We start from the raw sequence: 21,794 nt of genomic DNA, 5'->3' as shown, positions 1-21,794 counted from the left end.
CCTAAAAATGGACAACTTTTTCAATCCCTTTTACGACCCGTGCAGGTGTTGGAAGATAATGATTTTCTAGCGCAAACAACGGAACTGGCACATCAAACCCTGTCACCCGTTCAATCGGAGCACGCAAATAAAGGAAAGAGGTGTCATTAATAATTGAAACGATATCGTTGCCGAGTCCTCCAGTTGAATGTGCTTCGTGGACGATGACCGCCCTTGTCGTTTTCTGTATGGATTGTGCTATGATTTCACGGTCGATCGGGTACAACGTTCGAAGGTCAATAATTTCACAGCTTATGCCCATTTCCTCTGCCTGCTCGGCTGCTTTTTCTGCCACTGCAACCATTGCACCCCATGCGATGATTGTCACATCGGTACCTTCACACACGATTTTCCCCTTACCGATTTCAACTGTATACTTACCTACGGGTACATCTTCTCTTTGTGCACGGTAATTCCTCATCGGTTCCAGCACAAGCACTGGATCAGGATCTTCCATTGCAGCAATCAATAAACCCTTTGCATCATAAGGTCCTGATGGGCAGACTACCTTGATTCCTGGCATATGCGTGAACAAGGATTCTGTACTGTCCGAATGGACTTCTGGGGCTCGAATGCCTGCTCCATAGGGTGCACGGATGACCATCGGTACCGTGAAATTCCCCATCGTCCGCATTCGGATACGAGAAACATGCGTCATAATCTGCTCGTATGCAGGGTAGATGAAACCAAGAAACTGAATTTCCGCCACTGGTCTGAAGCCATTTACGGCAAGACCGATGGACGTCCCGATAATACCAGCTTCTGAGAGTGGTGTATCCACCACACGATCTTCCCCGAATTTCTCCACAAGCCCCTCGGTCGCTCGAAACACACCACCATTTTTACCGATGTCTTCCCCCATAAGAATTAATCTTTCATCTTCTTCGAGCATTGTTTCCATCCCACTATTGATCGCTTGGATCATCGTCATTAGTTTAGTCGTCTCTGTACGCCCGGCTGTTTTTTTAAAATCAATCGCCATGTCACTGGCCCCCTAACTGTGCGAGATAGGACTCTTTTTGTGCAGCCAGGTCTGCTGGCAGCTCTGCATAGACATGATCAAAAAGATCTCTGACGTTTGGAGCTGGGAAGCGCTCCATTTCTTCTACTGCCGCTTCAATTTCAATAGCTGTTTTGTCTTTTACTTCTGCGACCCATTCTTCATCCCAGTAGCCATAATTCCGCATGAATTTTTCCAAACGGACTAGTGGATCGACAATATGTTTTCCTTGTTCTTCAGGGCGATATTTAGATGGATCATCCGCAGTCGTATGAGCACCTGTCCGCCATGTGACCGCTTCTATCAACGTCGGGCCATTCCCGTTCCGCGCATAGTCAAATGCCTTTTTCGTTTCAAAATAGACGGCAAAACAATCATTGCCGTCAAGTCGAACCCCGGGAATGTCATATGCGACTGACTTTTGAGCAATTGTCGCAGAATTCATCTGTTTTTCCATCGGGACTGAAATCGCATAACCATTATTTTGATTGAAAAAGACGACAGGCACTTGGAATACACTTGCGAAATTGAGCCCTTCATGAAAATCACCTTCTGAAGTCGCACCGTCACCAAAGTAAGCGATTGATCCATTTCTGGTCCCTTTCCTCTTCTCTGCCCATGCAGCTCCTACTGCATGTGGAATCTGCGTCGCAATAGGGACGGCCGGAGGAAAGATTTTCTTCCCTTTCGGAGGGACACACCCTTCAACTCGACCATTCCAATACAAATAGGTCCTCACCATATCAGCACCGTATGTCAACGTCGCACCGTGGTCGCGATAAGTCGGGAAAATCCAATCATCAGTTCCTAATGCAAGTGCACTGCCAACTTGTGAAGCTTCCTGCCCTTCGAATGGAGCATATGTCCCGAGACGTCCTTGCCGCTGCAAGTTAATCGCTTTTCTGTCGAATGTTCGAATTCGAACCATGTTGTAATAAAAATCTCTGACAAGTTGCTCATCAATCTGCTTCTCGTAGAATGAATCTAGTAAAACTCCTTCATCGTCCATTACTTTCTTAATGGGAAAGTGATTTTTCAACTACAGTACCCCCACTCACGATTATTTGCGGATCGCCCACTTCGGTTTTATGGATGGGGTGTAGAAGCTGTTCCGCCCACCTCTACTTTCCATTTTTTTCTCACACATTGTATTAGCTGATTCCATTGTGCAAGTACCACTCATTTTCGCCAGCTTGTAAACTTCTAAAATCGCATCATATATATGTTTTGTTTTTGCCAGTACCCGCTCATGATTGAAGCCGTACAATTCATCCGCCACATGAATGAGACCGCCGGAATTGATAATATAATCCGGAGCATAGAGAATGCCTTTCTCTTGTAGCTTTTTCCCATGGTCTTCATGTAGTAACTGATTGTTCGCCGAACCTGCAATCGCTTTTACTTTGAACTGATTTATCGTCTGGTCGTTAATAATTCCGCCGAGTGCACAAGGAACAAATAGTTCCGCTTCTTGTGAATAAATATCCCCGCTTGCAACGACTTTCACGGTACCGGTTGTTGTGGCCGCTTTTTCTTCGATGGCCAGCAGATTCTTTTCATTAATATCCGTTACATAGACGTGGGCACCTGCCTCAAGTAGTCCAACTGCAACTTTGAATCCCACTTTACCTAAACCTTGGACAGCGTAAGAATGCCCTCCTAACTCATCATTTCCGAATAGCTCTAGATTTGTCGCTTTTATCCCGTACAGAACACCTTCTGCTGTCGGAATGGAAGAGTCCCCTCCGCCTCCATAAGCTTCAGGAGTACCTACGATGCAATTCGTTTCCTTCATTGAATGGACGAAATCCTCCAAGGTCGTTCCCATATCGGTACCGGTGTAAAACCGGCCGCCAAGAGTTTCTACGAATTGACCAAATGCACGGAACAATTCGGGCGTTTTATCCGTTTTGGGATCTCCGATGATGACCGCCTTTCCGCCGCCAAAATCCACATCAGCAGCTGCGCATTTGTAGCTCATCCCTTTGGATAGACGAAGTACATCTTCCAGCGCTGCATCCATACTTTCGTAAGGATGCATGCGGCAGCCGCCTAGCGCAGGTCCAAGTGTTGTATTGTGGATTGCTATAATCGCACGTAAACCTGTCGATGGATCATTACAGAATACGACTTGTTCATGCCCGGCCATTTTTTCAAAGAGATCGAAATTACTTGTCACTGAAACTCTTTCTTCTTCAATTTTCATAGATTTTGCCCCCTGAGCATTTGCTGTCAACCTACTAAATAGCATCTCTTCCTAGGAAGATAACGAAGCATCCCTCAACTTTTGTGCAATCGTTTCTTTTGGAAGAATGATTTGTTTTACAATACCTTGACCGATTAACCCTACGTGGTTGTGCGCGGTAACTTCCGTAACTACAGCATTATTCCGTAATTCGACTAACACTGCGGTGAGCGTCACTTTTGAACCTAGCGGGGAAGGTGCTAGATGTTGTAGCTGAACAGACGCCCCCATTCCTTCTTCATGTACTTCCAAAAAGGGAAGAATAATTTTCCGGGAAACCCATTCCATATGATAAGTCATCGCTACTGTTGAATAGACGGGGTGCACAACTTCGCCTTCAAACGTAGCAAACATGTCTTCAGTCACTATTATTTCAATCGTTTCTGATTTGCCAACTTCCATCCCCTGCTTCATCGCGTCCCCCCTGTATCCTATGATTCTTACCTATAAACTACTATTGTTACTGCAAATTCATCACGAACTAAGCGGCTGAATGAGAGCGCTTACATTTATGCTTTACTAAACCGAATTAATATAACACTATTTATACGTAATATTACCGACTTGTAATACTAAAGTCAATATTATAGTTGGAAAACTCCGTAATTTCGGAATAGGTTGATGGCTGATAGTCTAACGAGTTGGTGTCCGAGGGAGGCCGAAAAAAAAAACCGCAACCATGAAGGCTGCGGCAGTCAAATAAAGCTGAGAGGAAAAAACCTCTTTATATACATTATCTCTTCATTACTCTTCTAAATTCCTTTGTGGTTTTCTTTAACTGACTTCCCGCCTCTTCCATCATACTATCCAACAATTCTTTCACAGTTGGAATGTCTTCTATTAGCCCTGCAATCTGGCCGCTATTCAGGAATCCGTTTTCCATATCACCTTCAATCGCACCTTTTACATGCTGGATTTCTGACGTTAGTTCTCCGTATTGTTCCAGTGTCATACCCGCTTTATCGTATTCTTTAAGTTTTATTGCATAAGGTGTCTTTAGAACTCTTCTCAGCCGTTCAACGCTTCGTCCGATAATTAACGTTTCCGTATCACTTGCTTCCACAAGATTTTGCTTGTACTTGTCATGAAACGGCGCTTCCTTCGTTGCAATTAAACGAGTACCTATTTGCACACCACTCGCTCCTAACAAAAGGGCAGCCGCCAATCCTTTACCGTCACCGATTCCTCCTGCAGCAAGAACTGGGATATCTACATGCTTCACGATTTGTGGAATTAACGCGAATGTTGTCAGCTCCAAGTTGGAGTTAATGCCTGCTGCTTCAAACCCTTCTGCGACTAATACATCCGCTCCGGCAGCTTCCGCTTTTTGTGCATGCTTCACTGAAGCTACGACTGCAAGTACGGTTACGTTATGGTTGTGAAGTTTAGGTATATATGGAGCTGTATTTCCTGCCGATAGGGATACGATTGGAATTTTATGTTTAATGACGAGATCAATCATCTTGTCCGTATAAGGGGACACGCTAACTGCTATATTAACCGCAATGTTCTTTTTCGTCCGCTGTTTCGTTTCAAGGATTATTGTTTCTACTTCCTCTGGCGTCATAGTGCCGCATCCAATCGTGCCAAGTCCCCCTGCTTCAGAAACAGCAGCAGCGAGTTGTGCATTGCTTATATTCCCCATACCTCCTTGGATGATCGGGAAGTCAATTTGTAACTTTTCACATAGATATTTCATTTTTATACACCTCCGCAAAATTATGTTATAGTAGATTCAATAGAATAACAATTTAGATTACTTAAAATGAGGGGGATTTATATGTTAGTGCCTTATAAAGGGGATAAACCCGAGTTGCATCCTACTGTTTTTGTTGCTCCTGGAGCGAAAGTGATTGGGAACGTTCAAGTAGGAGAAGAATCTACCATCTGGTTTAATACTGTACTGCGGGGAGATGAAGGACCGATTACGATAGGTAAAAGATGTAGCATCCAAGACAATTCGACAATCCATCTATATGAAGGTGCTCCAGTTGTTGTAGAAGATGAGGTTACGGTCGGACATAACGTTATCTTACATGGTTGTAAAGTCGGAAAACGCACGATTATTGGTATGGGATCTACAATTCTTGACCATGCAGAAATTGGTGAAGAGTGCATTATTGGTGCAAATACGCTAATACCACCCGGTAAGAAAATCCCTCCCCGTTCACTCGTTGTCGGTTCACCAGGAAAAGTAGTGCGGGAACTGAACGAGAAGGATTTCGAGATTATTCAACTATCGATAGATTCATACGTTGAAAAAGGATATGACTACCGAGAGATTTTTAAAGACGAAGAAGTTAAGTAAGATAGAAAGACGCACCATGTTTTAGAGTAACGAACATGGCCAAGGAGGGATGAAAATTAATCCCTCCTTTTTCGGCATCGCCTTGAATTGCCTTGAGACCTATCTTATTCGATAATTAGCGGATGATTATCCGCATCATATGATTTATCTTTTCGCCTCATATCGTTATCTTCTTGAAAGACTTCTTCGAAAAAACGGCTGGCCGATTGCGCCAGCAACTTATAATGTTGTTCAAACAAATGAGCTGCATGATTGCCGTTCCATATTTCCGGCAGCAACTCTCTCGGTAGGCCAGGATCTACAAAGAGGAACTTACGATATTCATGAACTAGATTTGTCCTTTCCACGAAACATTCGGCATCCGTCATTTGCCCATCACTCATCAGGCTTTGATGAATGATGTACTTATTACTATACGTCGAAATGAATTCTTTATATTTCCCATCAATTTCTTGAAGCGGCCAACTTTTTTCGACAAGTTCTCTGTCTGCTTGTGGTCCTCTATATTCGGACAGGAATAGATCGGCATGCCCTTGGATGTCATATTTATCAATGAGCAGGTTCACTTCTTTTTCGAGATTATTCGGTGTAATCCAGCACCCGTTTGAAAAACTGCCAAATCCACTCCATAGTAGTTCTTTACGAAGTTCATCACGGATCTGCCTCTTCTCTTCTGGAATCGTATACATAAGCATACGCCATTTACCATCCCACTCGTGCGGCATCAATTTGAAGATACGGACGGCCGCTTCTTCCATACGAGTTTCTCCACGAGGTTTCAGGTAATAATAACTTTTATTTCCCTTCTTCTCAGAATCAAGCCATCCTTGCTTCATCATTCGGGAAACAGCAACACGAACTGATTGTTCATTATGCCCAAATTCCTTCATTAATCTTATCAGGCTGCCAATCCATATTTTATTGCCATAATGACGGATATAATCTCCGTATATTGTAAAAATCATTGATTGTGCATTTGCCAATTAACTTCACTCTTTCTTTTTTAAAGATGTATCATAATATTCCCTGCCTTCCATTATATCGTTATATCAATAAAAGAAAACCTATTACTCAGTTATATTCTCAATGATTGCCGCAATCCCTTGACCTACTCCAATACACATCGTTGCTAGTCCGTATTTAACGTTCTGTCTTTTCATTTCGTAGAGAAGTGTTGTTAGGATTCGGGCGCCGCTTGCTCCTAATGGGTGGCCGAAAGCGATTGCTCCGCCGTTGACGTTCACTTTTTTATCGTCTAATTCTAACTGGTGTATACATGCAAGTGCTTGGGACGCAAAAGCCTCATTTAATTCGACAAGTCCGATGTCATTTGTAGTGAGCCCTGATCGTTCAAGTGCTTTTCTTGAGGCGTAAACTGGACCAAGGCCCATGACGGCTGGTTCTAGTCCAGCTGTTGCCCCGATAACATATTTCGCAAGGGGGGTGAGGTTCAGTTCTTTCGCTTTCTCTGCACTCATAAGAAGTAAAGCGGACGCACCGTCATTGACACCCGAGGCGTTGCCTGCAGTTACGGTGCCACCTTCAAATATCGGTTTCAGTTTTCCAAGCTTTTCTAGCGTTGTATTCGGTCGCGGATGTTCATCCTGATCCACAATGATTTCGTTCCCTTTACGGTCTTGATAAATAACCGGAACAATTTCTTCAGCAAAACGGTTTTCTGCTATCGCTTTTTTCGCACGTTGCTGGCTTTCATTAGCAAATACATCCTGATTTTCTCGTGTTATTTGATACCGTTGTGCGACGTTTTCAGCCGTCTGTGGCATCGTATCTGCACCATACATTTCTTTTAGCTTTTTATTTGTAAAGCGCCAACCGATTGTTGTATCTTGTAATTCCATATTGCCGCGCGGAAATGCTAGATCAGGCTTTGCCATGACAAGGGGTGCACGCGTCATGCTTTCTGTTCCGCCTGCAATGTAAATATCGCCATCACCAACTGCGATCGCCCTGGCGGCGTACATAACAGCGTCAAGCCCTGAACCGCATAGACGGTTAATCGTCGTGCCGGCCACTTCGACAGGAAGCCCCGCTAATAGACCGGACATTCGAGCTACATTACGGTTATCTTCCCCAGCCTGATTCGCATTTCCTAAGACTACTTCTTCGATCTCCCCTACCGGCAGCCTCGGATTCCGTTCGACGAGCGCTTTAATAACGACAGCGCCTAGATCATCTGGACGGACGTCTTTTAACGCACCGTTATATCTTCCGATTGGCGTACGGACAGCATCCACTATGACGACTTCTTTCATTTCGGAACCAACTCTTTTCCAGAGGTATAGTCGTAAACGCCTTTCCCGCTTTTCCGGCCAAGGCGGCCTGCTTTTACATATTGCTCCAATAGAGGCGCAGGGCGATATTTCTCCCCTAGCTTTTCGTGTAAGTAGTTTAAGTTATTCAGCCGTGTATCAAGTCCCACCAAATCGACGAGCTCAAACGGGCCCATGGGGTAGTTCAACCCTAGCTTAATCGCTTTATCAATTTCTTCCGGCGTTCCAAGTCCTTCTTGCAGCATGTAGAAAGCTTCATTGCCAACAAGTGCACTAATTCGGCTTGTAACGAATCCCGGAAATTCATTAATAACGACAGTTTCTTTCCCCATGTTCACGGCCACTTCTCTAATGATTTCTGCCGTCTCATCACTTGTTTCCAACCCCCGGACGATTTCAACAAGTGGCATTTTATGTACCGGATTGAAAAAGTGCATAGCAATTGTTTTATCTGGACGTTTGCCAAAAGAAGCGATTTCTGTCGGACTCATCGTCGATGTATTTGTTGCAAAATAACAGTCTCTTGAAGCATATTGTTCTATTTCTTCAAACACTTGTTTTTTAATAGATGCCAGTTCAGGCACGGCTTCGATGATTAAATCTGCATTTCGTGATGCTTTTTCCAGATTGTTTTCATAGGTTAATTTTTGGAGCGCCTTTTCAGCTGCGTCCGCTGTGACTTTTCCATACTTCAGCCCTTTTTCAACAATAACTTCAATTTCATTCTTTGCATTTTGAAGTGCAGCTTCATTAATATCGACTAGTGTAACTGAGTACCCACCGAGGGCACCGACATAGGCAATTCCTCTACCCATCACGCCTGAACCAACCACAACTATATGCTGAATCATCCATATTCCTCCTTTTTATGATGAACGAATACGGACAGGAGATCATACATCCCTGTCCGTTGATTTTTGTAATAGGTATACGTATTTACTTACTGTCTAGCTTCAGACGCCAGCCCCTCGGAGGCTCACAGGATGTGAGTCACACAGCCATTGCCGCAGGACGCGGCGTACTTAGGCTGTGATCCCTGAAAGCCGTTTTGCTGTGGTGGCTGGAGTACGCCTCCTCGTGCCTGCAAGGAGGCAGGTATGCAGTCGTTGAGGCTCGCAGGATGCGAGTCATGCGACCATTGCGACACGATGTCGCGAACTTAGGTCGCCTTCCTCTTAGACGTCGCGAACTTAGACTGCCTTCCTTTTCACTTATGCCTGTCGGGGCTAAGCGGCGCCTTACGCTTTTCTTATAACCCGAATGGGTTGACTGGGCGGCTGCCGAAGTAGGACATGATGCTTTTCGTTTCAGTGTAAAGATCAAGTGATCCGGCTGACAGCTCACGGCCGAATCCGGATTGTTTGAAGCCCCCGAATGGCGTGCCTGGAAATGCGGAGAACGGTGTGTTGATCATTACAATTCCCGCTTGAATTTGGTTCGCAACTCGCGTTGTCGTTGCCGTATTTGTTGACCAGATTGAAGAGGCTAACCCATAATCCGAGTCATTCGCTAAGGCAATTGCTTCTTTTTCGTTTTTGAATTTCGATACGACGACAACCGGTCCAAAGATTTCTTCACGCACAACTTTCATGTCTTGTGTGACGTTACCGATAATAGTTGGCGCATACCAAAAGCCGTTTTCATAGCCTTCCGGTTTCAATTCTTTACCGCCCGTTAGAATCTCAGCGCCCTCGTCGATTGCAGATTGAACATAGCTTTTCACAGTGTCTAACTGAGTTTGATCGATAACTGCGCCCATATGCGTTGCCTTACTGAATGGATCTCCAATTGCTAGTTTTTCAGTTTTCGCAATAAACTTTTCAACGAACTCATCGTATACATTTTCATGGATATAGATTCGTGAACGTGCATCACAAGATTGGCCCGTATTATTGAATGCACCGTAGAGTGAGCCATCGACGGCTGCATCAATATCTGCATCCTCAAAAACTAGGCTTGGAGATTTCCCGCCAAGTTCTAGTGTTACGCGTTTTACTGTTCCTGCTGCTCTTGCCATAATGTCTTTACCAATGGACGTAGATCCTGTGAAAGCAACTTTATTCACTAGTTCATGTTCTACCAAGTAGTTGCCAATCTCGGATCCAGATCCAGGTAGAATGTTTATCACGCCTGCCGGTACGCCCGCTTCATGACAGATTTCCCCTAGAATAATCGCCGTCAGTGGCGTGAGTGACGCCGGCTTAATAACGACCGAGCACCCTGCAGCAATAGCCGGAGCAATTTTCCAAGCAGCCATCATCAGTGGATAGTTCCACGGAATAATTTGCGCACATACACCAAGCGGTTCTTTTTCTGTATAGTTGTGGAATTGTCCAGGTACGTTATTTACAGATCCACCGTGTGCTACGATAGCACCTGCGTAAAACTCAAAGTCTTCAATTGCTTGAGCAATCTGTCCTTTCGCAGCTGCAAGTGATTTTCCAGTATTCAAAATTTCCAATTCCACAAGTTCATTAAAGCGTTCGCCCATAATGGCTGCAATTTTGTTCAGTACACGTGCACGACGTCCTGCGGGAGTTATTTTCCACTTCCCATTGTCGAATGAATCTCTCGCTGCCCGAACAGCTTTTTCAGCGTCTTCTTTCGTCGCTTTAGCTACTTCAGCCAGTAGTTCACCTGTCGCGGGATTATAAATATTTGTGCGCTCTCCGCTGCTGCCATCGACTTGTTCACCGTTAATGAACAGTTTGTAGTAGTCACGCTTCATTGATTCTCGCTCGATTGTTCCTTCTTGAATTGTCGTCATTTAATGATTCCTCCTATTGTCCCGAATAGACAGGTTTTCTTTTTTGCATGAATGCGTTGACACCTTCGCGATGATCTTTTGTTAGACCCGCTATTCGCTGTCCTTGAGCTTCTTGTTCTAGATAATCATTAAAAGATAGTACGGTTGTTGCCTTCATTGAACGTTTGATCAGCCCTAGTGCTTTTGTTGGCAAAGCGGCAAGTCTGGCTGCGAATGCGGTAACGTCTTCTTTCCATGTATCAATTGGGATCAGTCGATTCGCAAGTCCCATTTCCACGGCGTCAGCAGCTGATACTTTTTCTCCTAACATGGCTAGTTCCGTTGCTTTGGCATGTCCTACGAGTTGTGTCAGATAATAGAGATTGCCGGAATCCGGAATAAGTCCCACATGGATGAACGCGTTTACAAAACTTGCGCGTTCTGAAATCAGTCTGAAATCACATGCTAGTGCAAGGCTAAATCCAGCTCCAGCAGCAACTCCATTAACAGCTGCAATAATCGGTTTTTCACAAGCTCTCAGTTGCTTCACCATCGGTCCATAATGGTCTCGTAACACTTGACCATGATCCATGTTCTCATCGACTTCCGATAAATCTTGTCCGGAACAAAATGCACGTCCTTCGCCCGTTATGACGATGCAACGAACTTCATCGTCATTCGAAGCGGATTTGACTGCGTCTTTCACTTCCCGGTTCATCTGTGCGATAAATGCATTTAATTTGTCAGGTCGATTTAAATAGAGCCACGCAATTCCATCTGCAACTTCATAGCGTATCGTCTCAAACACTCAAGCACCCTCCTTACTTCCCCTGATAATCCGGTTTTCTTTTTTCCACAAAAGCATTCATACCTTCTTTTTGATCCTGTGAAGCGAATAGTAGATAGAAATTTTTCCGTTCATATTGCATTCCTTCATATAATGGATAATCCACTGCTTTATTGACCGAATCTTTAATTAGGCGCAGCGATAGCGGCGGTTGTTTAGCGAGCCGATTTGCAAACTTCATCGTTTCCTCCATTAGCATTTCAGGAGCAACGATTTTGTTAATGATTCCGTGCATAAGAGCCGTTTCCGCAGAAATACGCTCTCCTGTCCATAGCCATTCAATCGCTTTCGTTCTACCTACAAGCTTCGTCAACCGCTGCGTTCCTCCTGCACCTGGCATGACGCCAAGAAAGACTTCAGGAAATGAAAACTCTGTTCCGCTAGCTGAGATTATTAGGTCACAACAAAGGGCAAGCTCGAATCCTCCTCCGAAGGCAAACCCTTTTACTGCACCGACAATTGGTTTTTTAATGAGAGCTAAACGGTCCCAATCAGCAAATTGATTTAACGACTCAAGGCTGATTGGGTCATCATTCCTCATTTCATCAATATCCGCTCCCGCCGAAAAAGCTCGACCCTGGCCTGTAAGCACAATGACACGAACGTTCTCATCTCGATCATATTCTTCCATTGCTACAACAATTTCTCTAACCATTTTTCGATTCAATGAGTTTAACTGACGAGGACGATTTAAACAGATGACTGCTACGCCGTTTTCCTCCATGGAAGTTTCAATGAAGTCGAATCGATCCATTACGCGTCCTCACCTATCATTAATGTCACAAGATCACGTGCAAAGCTCATTAAGTCTTTACCGGATGCTTTCCCTTCAGGTGAACGTAACCCTTGCTGCAAGTCTTCCAAGCTGTCATAATACATCTCACACATGAGGTAGTATTTACCCTCTCCCCCCATCGGAGATCCTGTGAATTTCGTAACTTTCATTTCACGAAGTCCTGGAATTTCCGCTGTAATCGGAGCATGAACATTGAAGTAATGATTATCAAATTCCTCTTTGTTTTCAGGGTGTTTATACAGAGCGATTAATTTAGCCATTTACATTTCTCCTCACTTTATAGTAGTGTCGAAACTGGTTTCATTGCCTCAAATACATTTTTACAGCTCTTACAATACAAAATACTTCTGCAAGCAGTCGGCCCGAAGATGTTTTCCATCGTCACATATGTGGATCCGCAATAGGCGCAATCCACATGCCAGGAGCCATCTTCTTCAAAATGTCGGGGAGGTGGGGCTATTCCAAACGCACGCAGATTCGCGTGTCCTTCTTCTGTAATACGATCTGACGTCCACGGCGGATGAAAGACGAATTCCACTTCGACATCTCCCACTTCGGGCAGTTGTTTGATTGCATCAATCGTATTCTTTTTGATAATCTCTAATGCCGGGCATCCTAAGAAAGTCGGAAGTAAAACTACTTTTACACTATTCCCCGAGTGCGTGACTTCTTCAACCATGCCAAGGTCAATAATGCTAACCGAATCAATTTCAGGGTCCTTCACGTTCATCAGTATTTTATAGACGCGATCAATGGAAACGCTTTCAGAAATAGCCATAAATTCACCTCTTTCCTATCCACTTACCAAGAAGCCACCGGATCTACTTTGTAAACTTCAGACAGCGTAAGCAGAGCTTCGTCCAAATCTACTGTATGCTCTCCATTCCTCCCGTTATTCGCAGGGTTTTCCGGAATAGGCGGTACATCAAGTCGAAGTGCAGCAAACACTGGTTCAATGCTAGCTATCCAGTTTTCTTTCAATTTTTCCTCACTGTCTATTAGTTTGTATTTTTCAATTGCTTGTCTTTGATTCCCAAAAGAGAACATATCTCCAAAGTCATTCATAACGAGCGTAATGGCATTATTCATTTTCTTTTTTGCCACATCGGTGGAACTCAATAATTGCTTAAACCAAGTTTCCCAATGTAGTCTGTGATAATAAAGTTCCATTTTCACTTTCACTGCAGCTTCAGCAACTGGTCGATACGAGCTTTTACATAAAGATTCAACTTTCACCTTTTTGGCTTGTGTGTAAAAATAACTTCTGACAACTTGATAGGCCCAATCATAATTAGGTGTTTCCATATAGTAGCCTTCACCGTTTACCCGCTCTGTTACAATGCTGTTTTTTCTCTCATGTGCTGGACGCAAATGAGCCAGGTCATCTGCATTTCCCACCCCTAACTCTTCAAGTAGTTTGTAGTACATAGCTGCATGGCCCATACTGTCTTGGCTAATTGATGAAGAAGCGACGTCTTCCTCAATGTGGGGAGCGAGTCCGAGCCATTCAGATCCTCGATAGGCATACAAGAAATCATCATCCGCCAATTGAAATAACAAACTCGTTATCGCTTCTTTGTTTTCCGCAGCCTCGGTCACTCCGTTGTCGATATTGCTCATTTCCGTTTTCCTCCCCATGACAAGATTTCTTTTTCATCCAAGATTTCCTGTTCATAGTGACGCCACTTTTTCTTTAAGTAGCCGTAGCCTTTTGTCGTACGATAATCTTTATTGTCCAGTCTGCGAAGCGTCAATTTTTCTTCTGCATTCATCTTCCTAATATGCTTTCGATTCACGATCCAAATGTCAGTAACCGGTTCACGGCGCATGAAATTCTCCTGAGCCAAAACGAGTGCCATTTCTTCGTTTGGAGCCAGTAAGCTGAATTGGTATTGGAATGTCGAAGTCGGCGTCCGTTTGCTAAAAACTTCATATTCTTGATAAAATGTTTTCTCTTCGGCCATTTCCTTCTGACTCCTTTCGTTAGTTGACTGTCGCACTCAATGCATCACGCACCCATGCACTATTTTCGTAAGAAGATCGGCGTAAATTAAGGCGTGCTTCTGAACGAGGTCCTTTATTTTTAATAATTCTCTTAAACTCTTCCCAGTCTGGTTGTTTGTATGACCACAAACCACTGTCTTTATCGTAGCGGAAAGTTGGATCTGGAATTGTTAATCCGAGCGACAAAATACGCGGAATGTATTTGTCAAAAAAGATTTGCCTGAAGTCTTCATTTGTTTTCGTACGGATTTTATATTTGATTGTTACGTCTTGCTTCGATGAACCCGTCGTTTCTTTACTTGCCGGTCCAAAGAACATAAGTAATGATTCCCACCAGCGATCCAAAGCTTCTTGGATCATCGCTTTTTGTTCATCCGTTCCTTCTGCTAATGCCATGATAATTGACTCTCCATGTTGGGCATGGAACACTTCTTCCGCACAAATGCGTTGCAACGCTCTTGCATAAGGTCCATAAGAAGCCCCAAGCATATCTGTCTGCGTAATTATGGCTGCTCCATCTACAAGCCAGCCTATGATTCCAGCATCCGCCCACGTTTTTGTTTCCATATGGAACACATTATGAAATTTCAAGTCTCCATTGAATAAGTCCTGCATTAAATCTCCACGATTTTTTCCATAGGGAGCTAGTAAGTCTTCTGTAACTCGAAGCAGCAGTTGGCCGTGGCCCATTTCGTCCTGCACTTTTGCCATTATGCCAAGTTTCCGTTGAAGAGACGGGGCTTTCGGGACCCACTCTTTCTCGGGGAGTGCTCCCATTATTTCGCTCATCCCATGCATGGAAATCAGCTTAATCAATGTCAGTCTGTATTCTTCAGGCATCCAATCATCTGCTTCAATCTTCTCCCCCGCCTCAATACGTTTCATGAAGTGTGCTAACTGTTCCTCTTCAGCCGTATTGTGTAAAGCCGACATGTAAAATCCCCCTTTGCCTAACGTATGAAATCGCTCCGCCCCGCATAACAACATTTTAACGATAGTCATTCATAGTGTTATATATAAAGTCAGTATAGTGCAGTGATATCGAAAAAGCAAATGTATTCTGATAAATTTAACTTCCATTTTTTCAAATCAGTTTTCAACTACTAGTAGTGATGAAAGGCGCAGGAAAATGAAAAACAGCCAATAGCCGGTACAATACCGACAACTGGCTGCATAAAAAGGTTTTAGTAACTAGTAAAAAATGGTGGCCACTTCATAGGTGGTGATTAGTTTGCAAAGTACTTCTCCCGCCACTCCACCAACTCATATTCCATGATCTGCTTCTCAAGCGTCTCGTCCCACTCGCCTGTCATCATATTCCAAACGCGTGCATACAGCCTGTCGTCGGTGGTTTGATGAAGACGGAATTCAATGCAGGGGGCGGATTTTTGTTCGAGTTCATTGACTGCCGTAATCGCCTGGACAACGAGTTGGACATTACCATCCGTATAAGCGACGTCCAATTTATCGAGCGCTTCCCGCCACTCTTCATCACGGAATTTGTTCAGCTGGCGGGAATCCACTGCATGTCGATACGTCTCCCTCTCGCCATCCGTCGGCTCCCCGACAAGGAAACTTCCGTGGGATGGGCTATAATGGACGGTCGACTCCTCCATTTCCGGCGGCTGGACGTAAATACCCGCTTCGAGCTGTTGCCTTCCCGTTTCCGTCAACGAATAGGCGCCGCCGCTCTTCACAATCATGCCCGCCCGTACCATTCGCTCAATGATGTCTTCAATGAATAACGGTTCGACAACGAGCATCTCGCTTAATTCTTCAGCAGAAGTAAATTGCGACGTTCGGAAGGCGACCAAAAGCATTTTCATCAAAATGTCCATCTTCGTGCGCTTCACCGTTTCGTACTCGATATCAATCACCTGGATCGGCAATGACCATTTCACCGTTTCGAGCAATTTCACGTTCAAGTCGCGCAGCAAATCATCACGTAGCCGTTTTTCCAACGCATCCATTCATCCACCCCCTTTTCCTTCAATCATTCCTGCCAGAACCTACTAGCTCCCTGAAGCCGCCCTTGAGCTTCACTTGTTCAACTAGCCGTGCGTACATTGCCTTCGTCCCGGCTTTCTTCGGCCGTTTGGTGAACATATCCGAGCTGCCGACGATGACCAACAATTCCCTTGCCCTCGACAATGCGACATTCAAGCGGCGGTAATCCTCCGCGAAGCCGATAGTGCCGCTCGGCTGCGCGTGGTTCCGAACGAAGCTCAAAATGATAATGTCCATTTCCATCCCTTGGAATTTATCGACAGAGCCAGTTCGACAATGCAAATGCTCCGGCCTAATTTCCTGTTCAATGAGCCGGTCGATTCGCTTCACCTGTTCCCCGTAGAAGCTGATGACACCGACGCTTTTCTTCTCGTTCGGCTGCATCCGGCCTTCCCGCTTCGCGAGCGACGTAGCTTCTTCGATATCCACTAGCAATTCTCGGATTCTATTTAGCTCAGCCTCATTGTAGAGACTCGTACCACCCTTCACTTTGTCTTCGAAGTACGCAGGCTCATTCGGCATATCAAACCATAGAAGATGATCATTCCGTTTAATAGTAGCGGAAGATAGCAAATGATCGCGAGCTGCATCAGAATCCGCAAGACCGCACTGCAGACGGTATTGGCCATCCACATAAAATGGCGCAATCGTCTCCATGATCTCCTCATGCATCCGGTATTGGATGCCAAGCATCGTCTTATTCTGCTTCGGCAATGTTCTAAACAGCCGCTCGAATAGCGACTCCTTCAGCATGCCGCTCAGTTCTTCCTTTTCGGCCTCGTCCTTGATCTCCTCGATGAATTCCTCCATCGTCTCCCGGCCGACAAGCGGCGGCAGCTGATGATGATCCCCGACGAGGACGATCTTCTTCCCTTTCAGCATCGGAAGCAATAGTTCAGGCGGCGTCGCTTTTGACACTTCGTCAATGATGACGACGTCGAATTCCGGATAATCCTCCATGAAATCGCGCCTCGCGGAAGCAACACAAGTCGTCCCGATGACGTTTGCGTGCTTCACATACAGCTTGCGGATTTCATCCAAGTCATACTCCCCTGCTCCTGCAAGCATTTCACTCCACTCATCTTGCAGCAACCGTGCGACCGGCATCCGGTCACGCTCCTGCTGCAATTCGGCGGCTTTTGCAGAATTCTGATCGATTTCCTCAATCAGTTCCTTCTTCCGCTTTTCCGGTTTGGAAAGGATGATTTCCTGTAGAGTAAGAATCCGCTGCTCAAGTTGTTTCATCCGGTCTTCTGCCTCCGCTATCTCTAGCAGCAATGCTTCTTCGTCATGCTGTAAAGCTGCAAGCTGTTTGGAAGTACGGATCGATTCAGTGGAATTCTCTTCGACAGCCTGCTCAATCCTTTGGAATAAACCTTTTCGCTCCTCAAAGTCGGCAAGCGTCTTTTCGAGCTTTTCAATCTCGTCCTCGACATCCTGCCGATAAACTTGTTCGTCAACAAGTACAGCTAGCTCCGAAGTTTCTTCCTTCAACTCTAGAAGCTGTTCTTCATGTTCTTTGATTGTTCGTTCGGCGGCTGCCACCTGTTCTTCAATCTCTCGAATATGAGCAGTCATTTCATCTTTTATTTCATTTTTCAAAGCGGTGAATCGGCCCGCCGCTTCACGATCGGATGATGATTTGATCGACGCGGAGATTTTCCGCACGTCCTCCGCTTTGCCGTATAAATAAGCGAGATTATCGGCAAGCCGATGCAAAAGAGTCGCCTTTTCGGCATTTGCCGGCGCTGCCAAAATCCGTTTTGTCGCAGGGTTCACAAAGAATCGGCCAATTTTATCAAGCATGTCATGCATTTCTTCAGCCGTTTTGTATGTATCGTCCTGTTTGCTGCAGACCTGTTCGACCGCGAAATGATGCTTCCGAAGCAGATTTTCCGCATGCTTGATGCCATTCATCAGCCGCTCCGCCACTTCTTTCCATTCCAGAAGCGCATACGGATACGTACCGTTTTGAATATCCACACGCAAACGACGGAGCGTATTGATTTCAAGGCTCGTCGGAAGCGATGGTTCGATGTTGTGTGCCGCGAAGAGCCCTTCCAGCTCCTGCAGCTTCCGCACGTCCGATAAGTCTTCGATGAAACGCGGCATCGACCCCAACTTCAAACTATTCGTTGCCGCTTCTTCCGTCAATTTCCGGATTTCCATTTCCGCGTAATCGATCGCTTCGACCGTTTGGAAATAACGAAGCTTTTTGCGATTCAAAGCCAATTCGAGCTCTGCTTCAGCCATCTTTTCATGCATTTCCGGACTGATTGAAGCAACTTCCTTTTCCTGTTGCAATCTGTCCTCTTCTATGGACAGCTTTTCAAGAATTCCGGTCTCTTCTTCCAATTGCCGGGCAAGCGAATCCTGTCTCTCCTCAAGTTCCAACTGCAATTTCTTCAAGGAGTCCTGCTGTCCATTCAGGTCTTTGCTTTCCATCTCGGCGGCTTGTTTCTCGGCTATGCGACGGTCCATTTCATCCCGTTCCGCCTGCAGACGTTGCAGTTCTTCTTCGAGACGTCCGATCTCCTCAGCGATCTCCTGCTCCCGAGTTGCTCGCTCTTCCCGTTGCTCATTGACCGCTGCCAATGTTTCGTCCCGCCAGTAGGAAGCGACATTCTCCTCGATGAATCGCTTCCCTTCCTCTTCGATACTCTCCGTCCGTCCATAGCGCAAAATCCGGATGCCCGGATTGGACAGCAGCCTGCCGAGCGCATTGTCCACCGCCAAATTCGACTGCGAAGCGACGAGCGTCCGTTGCCCCGCCAACATGAGCTGGTGGCAAAGCTCCGAGATGACCGTCGTTTTCCCAGTCCCTGGAGGTCCCTGGATGACATACAGATCATGCGCAGACATCGCGCCGGTGACCGCTTCACGCTGGAACTCATTCAACGGATGATGGAACTCGAGCTCCTGCCGCTTATTCGTAATTTGGACGACAGGCCGTTCCTCGAACAGCACCTTCTCCAAATTGGCGTTTGCCGCAAATCCGTCTTGCAGATCCTTGAAGCCTTTCCGCAGCCGGCGAATTTGGCTCAGCTCGGCGAAATTGCTGAAGACGATTTCACGGGCGCCATTCGGCAATAAAGAGCCACGCCTTGCAATCGCTTGGTATTTCCGGCTCAGTTCGATCTTCACCGACCGTCTTCCGCGATTTACATCAACGACCGTTCCGAGATCATCGCTTGAACCTTTCAGTTTTGCGCTGAATCCGTTGATCGAACCCCAATCTTTCGCTTCCAATCCGCTGCAAATGATCGACAGCTGACTGAACGAGTCATTGATGATAGGTTGTGAAAAATGGGCGGTTACATCCGCGACATCTGCATTTTTCTCCTCAATCCGTAAGTATCCTTCCCAACTTTTGATCCGTTTTTCCACATATGCTGAACGCTCTTGCGCAATCGGAAGCTCCCGAAGGCTCGTATATAGCTCGATCGGCATCGGGCTGCCTGTACGCCGGTTGACTGCGAATGCCAGGCGGACGCCAAGTCGGCGATTCGTCCGGACAGGCTCTTTCCGCCCTTTCACTCTGAAGCTTGTCGCGAGGAAGCCTTCGTTTTTGTAGACGCATTCCATGACGGCGACCCGTTCGTTTAAGTGGTTGGCGAGCTGTGGATTTTCTTCTCGGCCGAAGTAGAAGGAGAATGTCATGTTGTCTTGTTTTGCGGGTAGTTTTTCGATGTATACAGAGTAATTTGCCTGCATGGAAAAGAGCTCGTTTTCGTCAATCGCCCAATTTCCGATTTCCTTGCGCGCCCGTTGTGTCATATCGAGCCGGCAGTTCATCACTTCGCTTTTCCCCATCATGACATCCTCCTTTCTGGTCCTTATCCAATATAATTCCGAAATAAAACCATACGTTCTATCATACAACAAAAACGGTTCCTGATTCATTAGAAATCCGGAAATAGAATTTGTTGCAATCGTTTCCCGCTTCAGAAATCTGGGTATTGCATGGATAGATTGTGACTGTTGTCGAAAAATATAAGGAGTGAATGGAATGAACCAAAAAACCTTTGTCGGGTTATACGATACAGAAACAGCTTTGCTTGCCGCCATTGCAGAGTTGGATGAAAAAGGGATCGCCCCGGAGAACATGTATGTCGTTGCGAGGAATGAAGAGGAAGTCGATATGCTACGGCGCAGGACGGCGGAAGAGATCCAGTCGGCGCCCTCTAATTGGCTGGACCGTTTTATCGGTTATATTTCCGGGGAGAATCATGTGCGCAGCATGCTTGTGGAAGTCGGTTTTGATGAGGCGGATTTAAGGCGGTATGAATCGGAAATCAAGCAAGGAAAGTGGCTGCTTTATGTTGACGGAGAACCTGCGAAGACAGCATACGAACTGAATGCAGAGCGACATAGGGCGGAAACGAACCCGTTTGACCGGCCGGTTTCGGAAGCTGAACGTTTGAACAGGCAAGGTGAGGAGTCACCAGTCGGCATCGGGGAAGATGGATTGCCGAAAAATGATTACCGGGATAGCGTTGCAACGGACGCCTATGAGGGCAGTAGTGCAGTTTCGCGCGAAGATCTGCTGTTCGGCAGAGCAGGTGCGGAAGCTTTATTAGACAGGTCTGAATATGAGCCGAACCCGCCAAACCTTTCCCCTCCTTCCCAAATACGCGGCACGCCGTCCGGGGAACGCAGTCATTTGCATCGGGCATCCCGGAGGAACGTAGATTGGGGCGGTGTTGATCAAGAAAGCCAAAACGTCATCCCCGATCCACAAAACTTCTCAGAAAGCCAAATGGATCGACAGGATGCATTGGCTAAGGCGAGGGATTTTGCCGATTTGTTAGAAGGCCGCGATTCGATGATGGGTACCCAATCAGATGATGTCGTCAAGCCGATAAAGCCGATTGTCATCGACTTGCGGAATGTCGAAGTGGAGGAAAATGCCGAGTCTTGGCTGCTGCCGAAGAAACGAAAAAAGGATAAATGACGAATGCGACCATGCACCTATCGGGTGTGTGGTCTTTTTATGGGGATAAGCTCGTACATCCGGAGGAGTGATCATAAGTCACGACGAGTGATCATAAATCGGGAGAAGTGATCATAAGTCACGGCAAGTGATCATAAATCCGGGCGAGTGATCATAAACACGGATGAGTGATCATAAATCGCGGCAAGTGATCATAAACCCGGATGAGTGATCATAAATCACGGCAAGTGATCATAAATCCGGAGAAGTGATCATCACTCATACTTTGTACTTATAAACGTTTCATTTAATTCCATTTTCTTCATTCGCTCGTCTCCTACAAGTTTTCCTGCTATAATAATAGAGTGCTTTTGCAAAGGGGCTTCCCCTAGCTGAAACACGAAAAATAGTAGACGGAGAATGTTGGATACAACATATTCCTAGCTGAGGAGAATTGTAGATTTGAAGATTTTAGTAACAGTTATTGTTGGTTTGGTGTTCATTGGATTGTTATTCAAATTCCCTGTTTTCTTTGCTGGCATTGCCATTGCACTTTGGGGAATTAAAAAAATAAAGAA

The 21,794-nt window shown here is 45.6% G+C and carries 20 protein-coding genes; 2 read left to right on the top strand and 18 right to left on the bottom strand.

All coding sequences use genetic code 11. From position 1 onward, the window contains the following. Position 1 precedes the first annotated feature (1 nt). From M3152_RS03240 to M3152_RS03220, 5 genes are all read right to left on the bottom strand, one after another. Entirely contained in the window at positions 2-1,021 is a 1,020-nt protein-coding gene (locus tag M3152_RS03240; protein WP_251693760.1) for an alpha-ketoacid dehydrogenase subunit beta, read from the bottom strand. Between the two features lies 1 nt (position 1,022). Further along, positions 1,023-2,078, bottom strand: coding sequence for a pyruvate dehydrogenase (acetyl-transferring) E1 component subunit alpha (gene pdhA, locus M3152_RS03235; protein ID WP_251693759.1), 1,056 nt, complete (start codon positions 2,076-2,078; stop codon positions 1,023-1,025). 21 nt (positions 2,079-2,099) lie between these two features. Further along, positions 2,100-3,245 (bottom strand): Leu/Phe/Val dehydrogenase, encoded by a 1,146-nt coding sequence (locus tag M3152_RS03230; protein ID WP_251693758.1) that lies wholly within the window; start codon positions 3,243-3,245, stop codon positions 2,100-2,102. Positions 3,246-3,296: 51 nt separating this feature from the next. Continuing rightward, positions 3,297-3,698 (bottom strand): thioesterase family protein, encoded by a 402-nt coding sequence (locus M3152_RS03225; protein WP_251693757.1) that lies wholly within the window; start codon positions 3,696-3,698, stop codon positions 3,297-3,299. Between the two features lie 319 nt (positions 3,699-4,017). After that, the gene (locus M3152_RS03220) at positions 4,018-4,983 is read right to left on the bottom strand and encodes an NAD(P)H-dependent flavin oxidoreductase (RefSeq protein ID WP_251693756.1); all 966 of its coding nucleotides are present in this window, start codon (positions 4,981-4,983) and stop codon (positions 4,018-4,020) included. An 81-nt stretch (positions 4,984-5,064) separates the two neighbouring features. On the opposite strand from M3152_RS03220, the gene M3152_RS03215 reads away from it, so the two are divergent. After that, positions 5,065-5,592 carry a gamma carbonic anhydrase family protein gene (locus M3152_RS03215; RefSeq protein WP_251693755.1) on the top strand — a complete coding sequence of 176 codons (528 nt, stop codon included), beginning with the start codon at positions 5,065-5,067 and terminating at the stop codon, positions 5,590-5,592. A 104-nt stretch (positions 5,593-5,696) separates the two neighbouring features. On the opposite strand, the gene paaX is transcribed toward M3152_RS03215, so the two are convergent. The 13 genes from paaX to M3152_RS03150 all read right to left on the bottom strand — a co-directional run bounded on the left by paaX (position 5,697) and on the right by M3152_RS03150 (position 20,096). After that, positions 5,697-6,557 carry a phenylacetic acid degradation operon negative regulatory protein PaaX gene (gene paaX / locus M3152_RS03210; RefSeq protein ID WP_251695232.1) on the bottom strand — a complete coding sequence of 287 codons (861 nt, stop codon included), beginning with the start codon at positions 6,555-6,557 and terminating at the stop codon, positions 5,697-5,699. 102 nt (positions 6,558-6,659) lie between these two features. Next, a complete protein-coding gene (locus tag M3152_RS03205; RefSeq protein ID WP_251693754.1) occupies positions 6,660-7,865 on the bottom strand; it encodes an acetyl-CoA C-acyltransferase in 1,206 nt (401 codons plus the stop codon). Then, positions 7,862-8,734 carry a 3-hydroxyacyl-CoA dehydrogenase gene (locus tag M3152_RS03200; protein ID WP_251693753.1) on the bottom strand — a complete coding sequence of 291 codons (873 nt, stop codon included), beginning with the start codon at positions 8,732-8,734 and terminating at the stop codon, positions 7,862-7,864. Before M3152_RS03200 ends, M3152_RS03205 begins: the two co-directional genes overlap by 4 nt. A 398-nt stretch (positions 8,735-9,132) precedes the next feature. Continuing rightward, entirely contained in the window at positions 9,133-10,650 is a 1,518-nt protein-coding gene (locus M3152_RS03195) for an aldehyde dehydrogenase family protein (RefSeq protein ID WP_251693752.1), read from the bottom strand. Positions 10,651-10,663: 13 nt separating this feature from the next. Beyond that, complete coding sequence (locus M3152_RS03190) at positions 10,664-11,437, bottom strand: enoyl-CoA hydratase-related protein (protein ID WP_251693751.1); 774 nt, start codon at positions 11,435-11,437, stop codon at positions 10,664-10,666. A 13-nt stretch (positions 11,438-11,450) separates the two neighbouring features. Further along, on the bottom strand, positions 11,451-12,230 hold the full coding sequence (locus tag M3152_RS03185) for an enoyl-CoA hydratase/isomerase family protein (RefSeq protein ID WP_251693750.1): 780 nt from the start codon (positions 12,228-12,230) through the stop codon (positions 11,451-11,453). Beyond that, complete coding sequence (locus M3152_RS03180) at positions 12,230-12,532, bottom strand: EthD family reductase (protein WP_251693749.1); 303 nt, start codon at positions 12,530-12,532, stop codon at positions 12,230-12,232. Before M3152_RS03180 ends, M3152_RS03185 begins: the two co-directional genes overlap by 1 nt. A gap of 17 nt (positions 12,533-12,549) precedes the next feature. Then, positions 12,550-13,050, bottom strand: coding sequence for a 1,2-phenylacetyl-CoA epoxidase subunit PaaD (gene paaD / locus M3152_RS03175; RefSeq protein ID WP_251693748.1), 501 nt, complete (start codon positions 13,048-13,050; stop codon positions 12,550-12,552). Positions 13,051-13,073: 23 nt separating this feature from the next. Continuing rightward, a complete protein-coding gene (gene paaC, locus M3152_RS03170; RefSeq protein WP_251693747.1) occupies positions 13,074-13,892 on the bottom strand; it encodes a 1,2-phenylacetyl-CoA epoxidase subunit PaaC in 819 nt (272 codons plus the stop codon). Continuing rightward, a complete protein-coding gene (gene paaB, locus M3152_RS03165) occupies positions 13,889-14,236 on the bottom strand; it encodes a 1,2-phenylacetyl-CoA epoxidase subunit PaaB (protein ID WP_251693746.1) in 348 nt (115 codons plus the stop codon). Before paaB ends, paaC begins: the two co-directional genes overlap by 4 nt. Positions 14,237-14,255: 19 nt before the next feature. Beyond that, on the bottom strand, positions 14,256-15,209 hold the full coding sequence (gene paaA, locus M3152_RS03160) for a 1,2-phenylacetyl-CoA epoxidase subunit PaaA (RefSeq protein ID WP_251693745.1): 954 nt from the start codon (positions 15,207-15,209) through the stop codon (positions 14,256-14,258). Between the two features lie 293 nt (positions 15,210-15,502). After that, positions 15,503-16,246 (bottom strand): hypothetical protein, encoded by a 744-nt coding sequence (locus tag M3152_RS03155; RefSeq protein WP_251693744.1) that lies wholly within the window; start codon positions 16,244-16,246, stop codon positions 15,503-15,505. Between the two features lie 19 nt (positions 16,247-16,265). Then, on the bottom strand, positions 16,266-20,096 hold the full coding sequence (locus tag M3152_RS03150; RefSeq protein ID WP_251693743.1) for an AAA domain-containing protein: 3,831 nt from the start codon (positions 20,094-20,096) through the stop codon (positions 16,266-16,268). Between the two features lie 196 nt (positions 20,097-20,292). Here M3152_RS03150 and M3152_RS03145 point away from each other — a divergent pair, with 196 nt between their 5' ends. Further along, on the top strand, positions 20,293-21,237 hold the full coding sequence (locus M3152_RS03145) for a general stress protein (RefSeq protein WP_251693742.1): 945 nt from the start codon (positions 20,293-20,295) through the stop codon (positions 21,235-21,237). Positions 21,238-21,794: the final 557 nt, after the last annotated feature.

It is taken from the genome of Sporosarcina luteola (assembly GCF_023715245.1).
In the GTDB taxonomy this organism is placed as follows: domain Bacteria; phylum Bacillota; class Bacilli; order Bacillales_A; family Planococcaceae; genus Sporosarcina; species Sporosarcina luteola_C.
Note: the sequence above shows the minus strand (reverse complement) of the source record. Positions and strands in the feature narration are given on the sequence as shown.

Coding starts and splice junctions, on each gene's coding strand:
- paaD (WP_251693748.1), bottom strand. CDS start 13,050: ATGGCTATTTCTGAAAGCGTTTCCATTGATCGCGTCTATAAAATACTG.
- M3152_RS03240 (WP_251693760.1), bottom strand. CDS start 1,021: ATGGCGATTGATTTTAAAAAAACAGCCGGGCGTACAGAGACGACTAAA.
- paaC (WP_251693747.1), bottom strand. CDS start 13,892: ATGAGCAATATCGACAACGGAGTGACCGAGGCTGCGGAAAACAAAGAA.
- paaX (WP_251695232.1), bottom strand. CDS start 6,557: ATGATTTTTACAATATACGGAGATTATATCCGTCATTATGGCAATAAA.
- M3152_RS03230 (WP_251693758.1), bottom strand. CDS start 3,245: ATGAAAATTGAAGAAGAAAGAGTTTCAGTGACAAGTAATTTCGATCTC.
- M3152_RS03205 (WP_251693754.1), bottom strand. CDS start 7,865: ATGAAAGAAGTCGTCATAGTGGATGCTGTCCGTACGCCAATCGGAAGA.
- M3152_RS03220 (WP_251693756.1), bottom strand. CDS start 4,983: ATGAAATATCTATGTGAAAAGTTACAAATTGACTTCCCGATCATCCAA.
- M3152_RS03225 (WP_251693757.1), bottom strand. CDS start 3,698: ATGAAGCAGGGGATGGAAGTTGGCAAATCAGAAACGATTGAAATAATA.
- M3152_RS03200 (WP_251693753.1), bottom strand. CDS start 8,734: ATGATTCAGCATATAGTTGTGGTTGGTTCAGGCGTGATGGGTAGAGGA.
- M3152_RS03195 (WP_251693752.1), bottom strand. CDS start 10,650: ATGACGACAATTCAAGAAGGAACAATCGAGCGAGAATCAATGAAGCGT.
- paaA (WP_251693745.1), bottom strand. CDS start 15,209: ATGTCGGCTTTACACAATACGGCTGAAGAGGAACAGTTAGCACACTTC.
- M3152_RS03215 (WP_251693755.1), top strand. CDS start 5,065: ATGTTAGTGCCTTATAAAGGGGATAAACCCGAGTTGCATCCTACTGTT.
- M3152_RS03155 (WP_251693744.1), bottom strand. CDS start 16,246: ATGGATGCGTTGGAAAAACGGCTACGTGATGATTTGCTGCGCGACTTG.
- paaB (WP_251693746.1), bottom strand. CDS start 14,236: ATGGCCGAAGAGAAAACATTTTATCAAGAATATGAAGTTTTTAGCAAA.
- M3152_RS03185 (WP_251693750.1), bottom strand. CDS start 12,230: ATGGATCGATTCGACTTCATTGAAACTTCCATGGAGGAAAACGGCGTA.
- M3152_RS03150 (WP_251693743.1), bottom strand. CDS start 20,096: ATGGGGAAAAGCGAAGTGATGAACTGCCGGCTCGATATGACACAACGG.
- M3152_RS03180 (WP_251693749.1), bottom strand. CDS start 12,532: ATGGCTAAATTAATCGCTCTGTATAAACACCCTGAAAACAAAGAGGAA.
- M3152_RS03145 (WP_251693742.1), top strand. CDS start 20,293: ATGAACCAAAAAACCTTTGTCGGGTTATACGATACAGAAACAGCTTTG.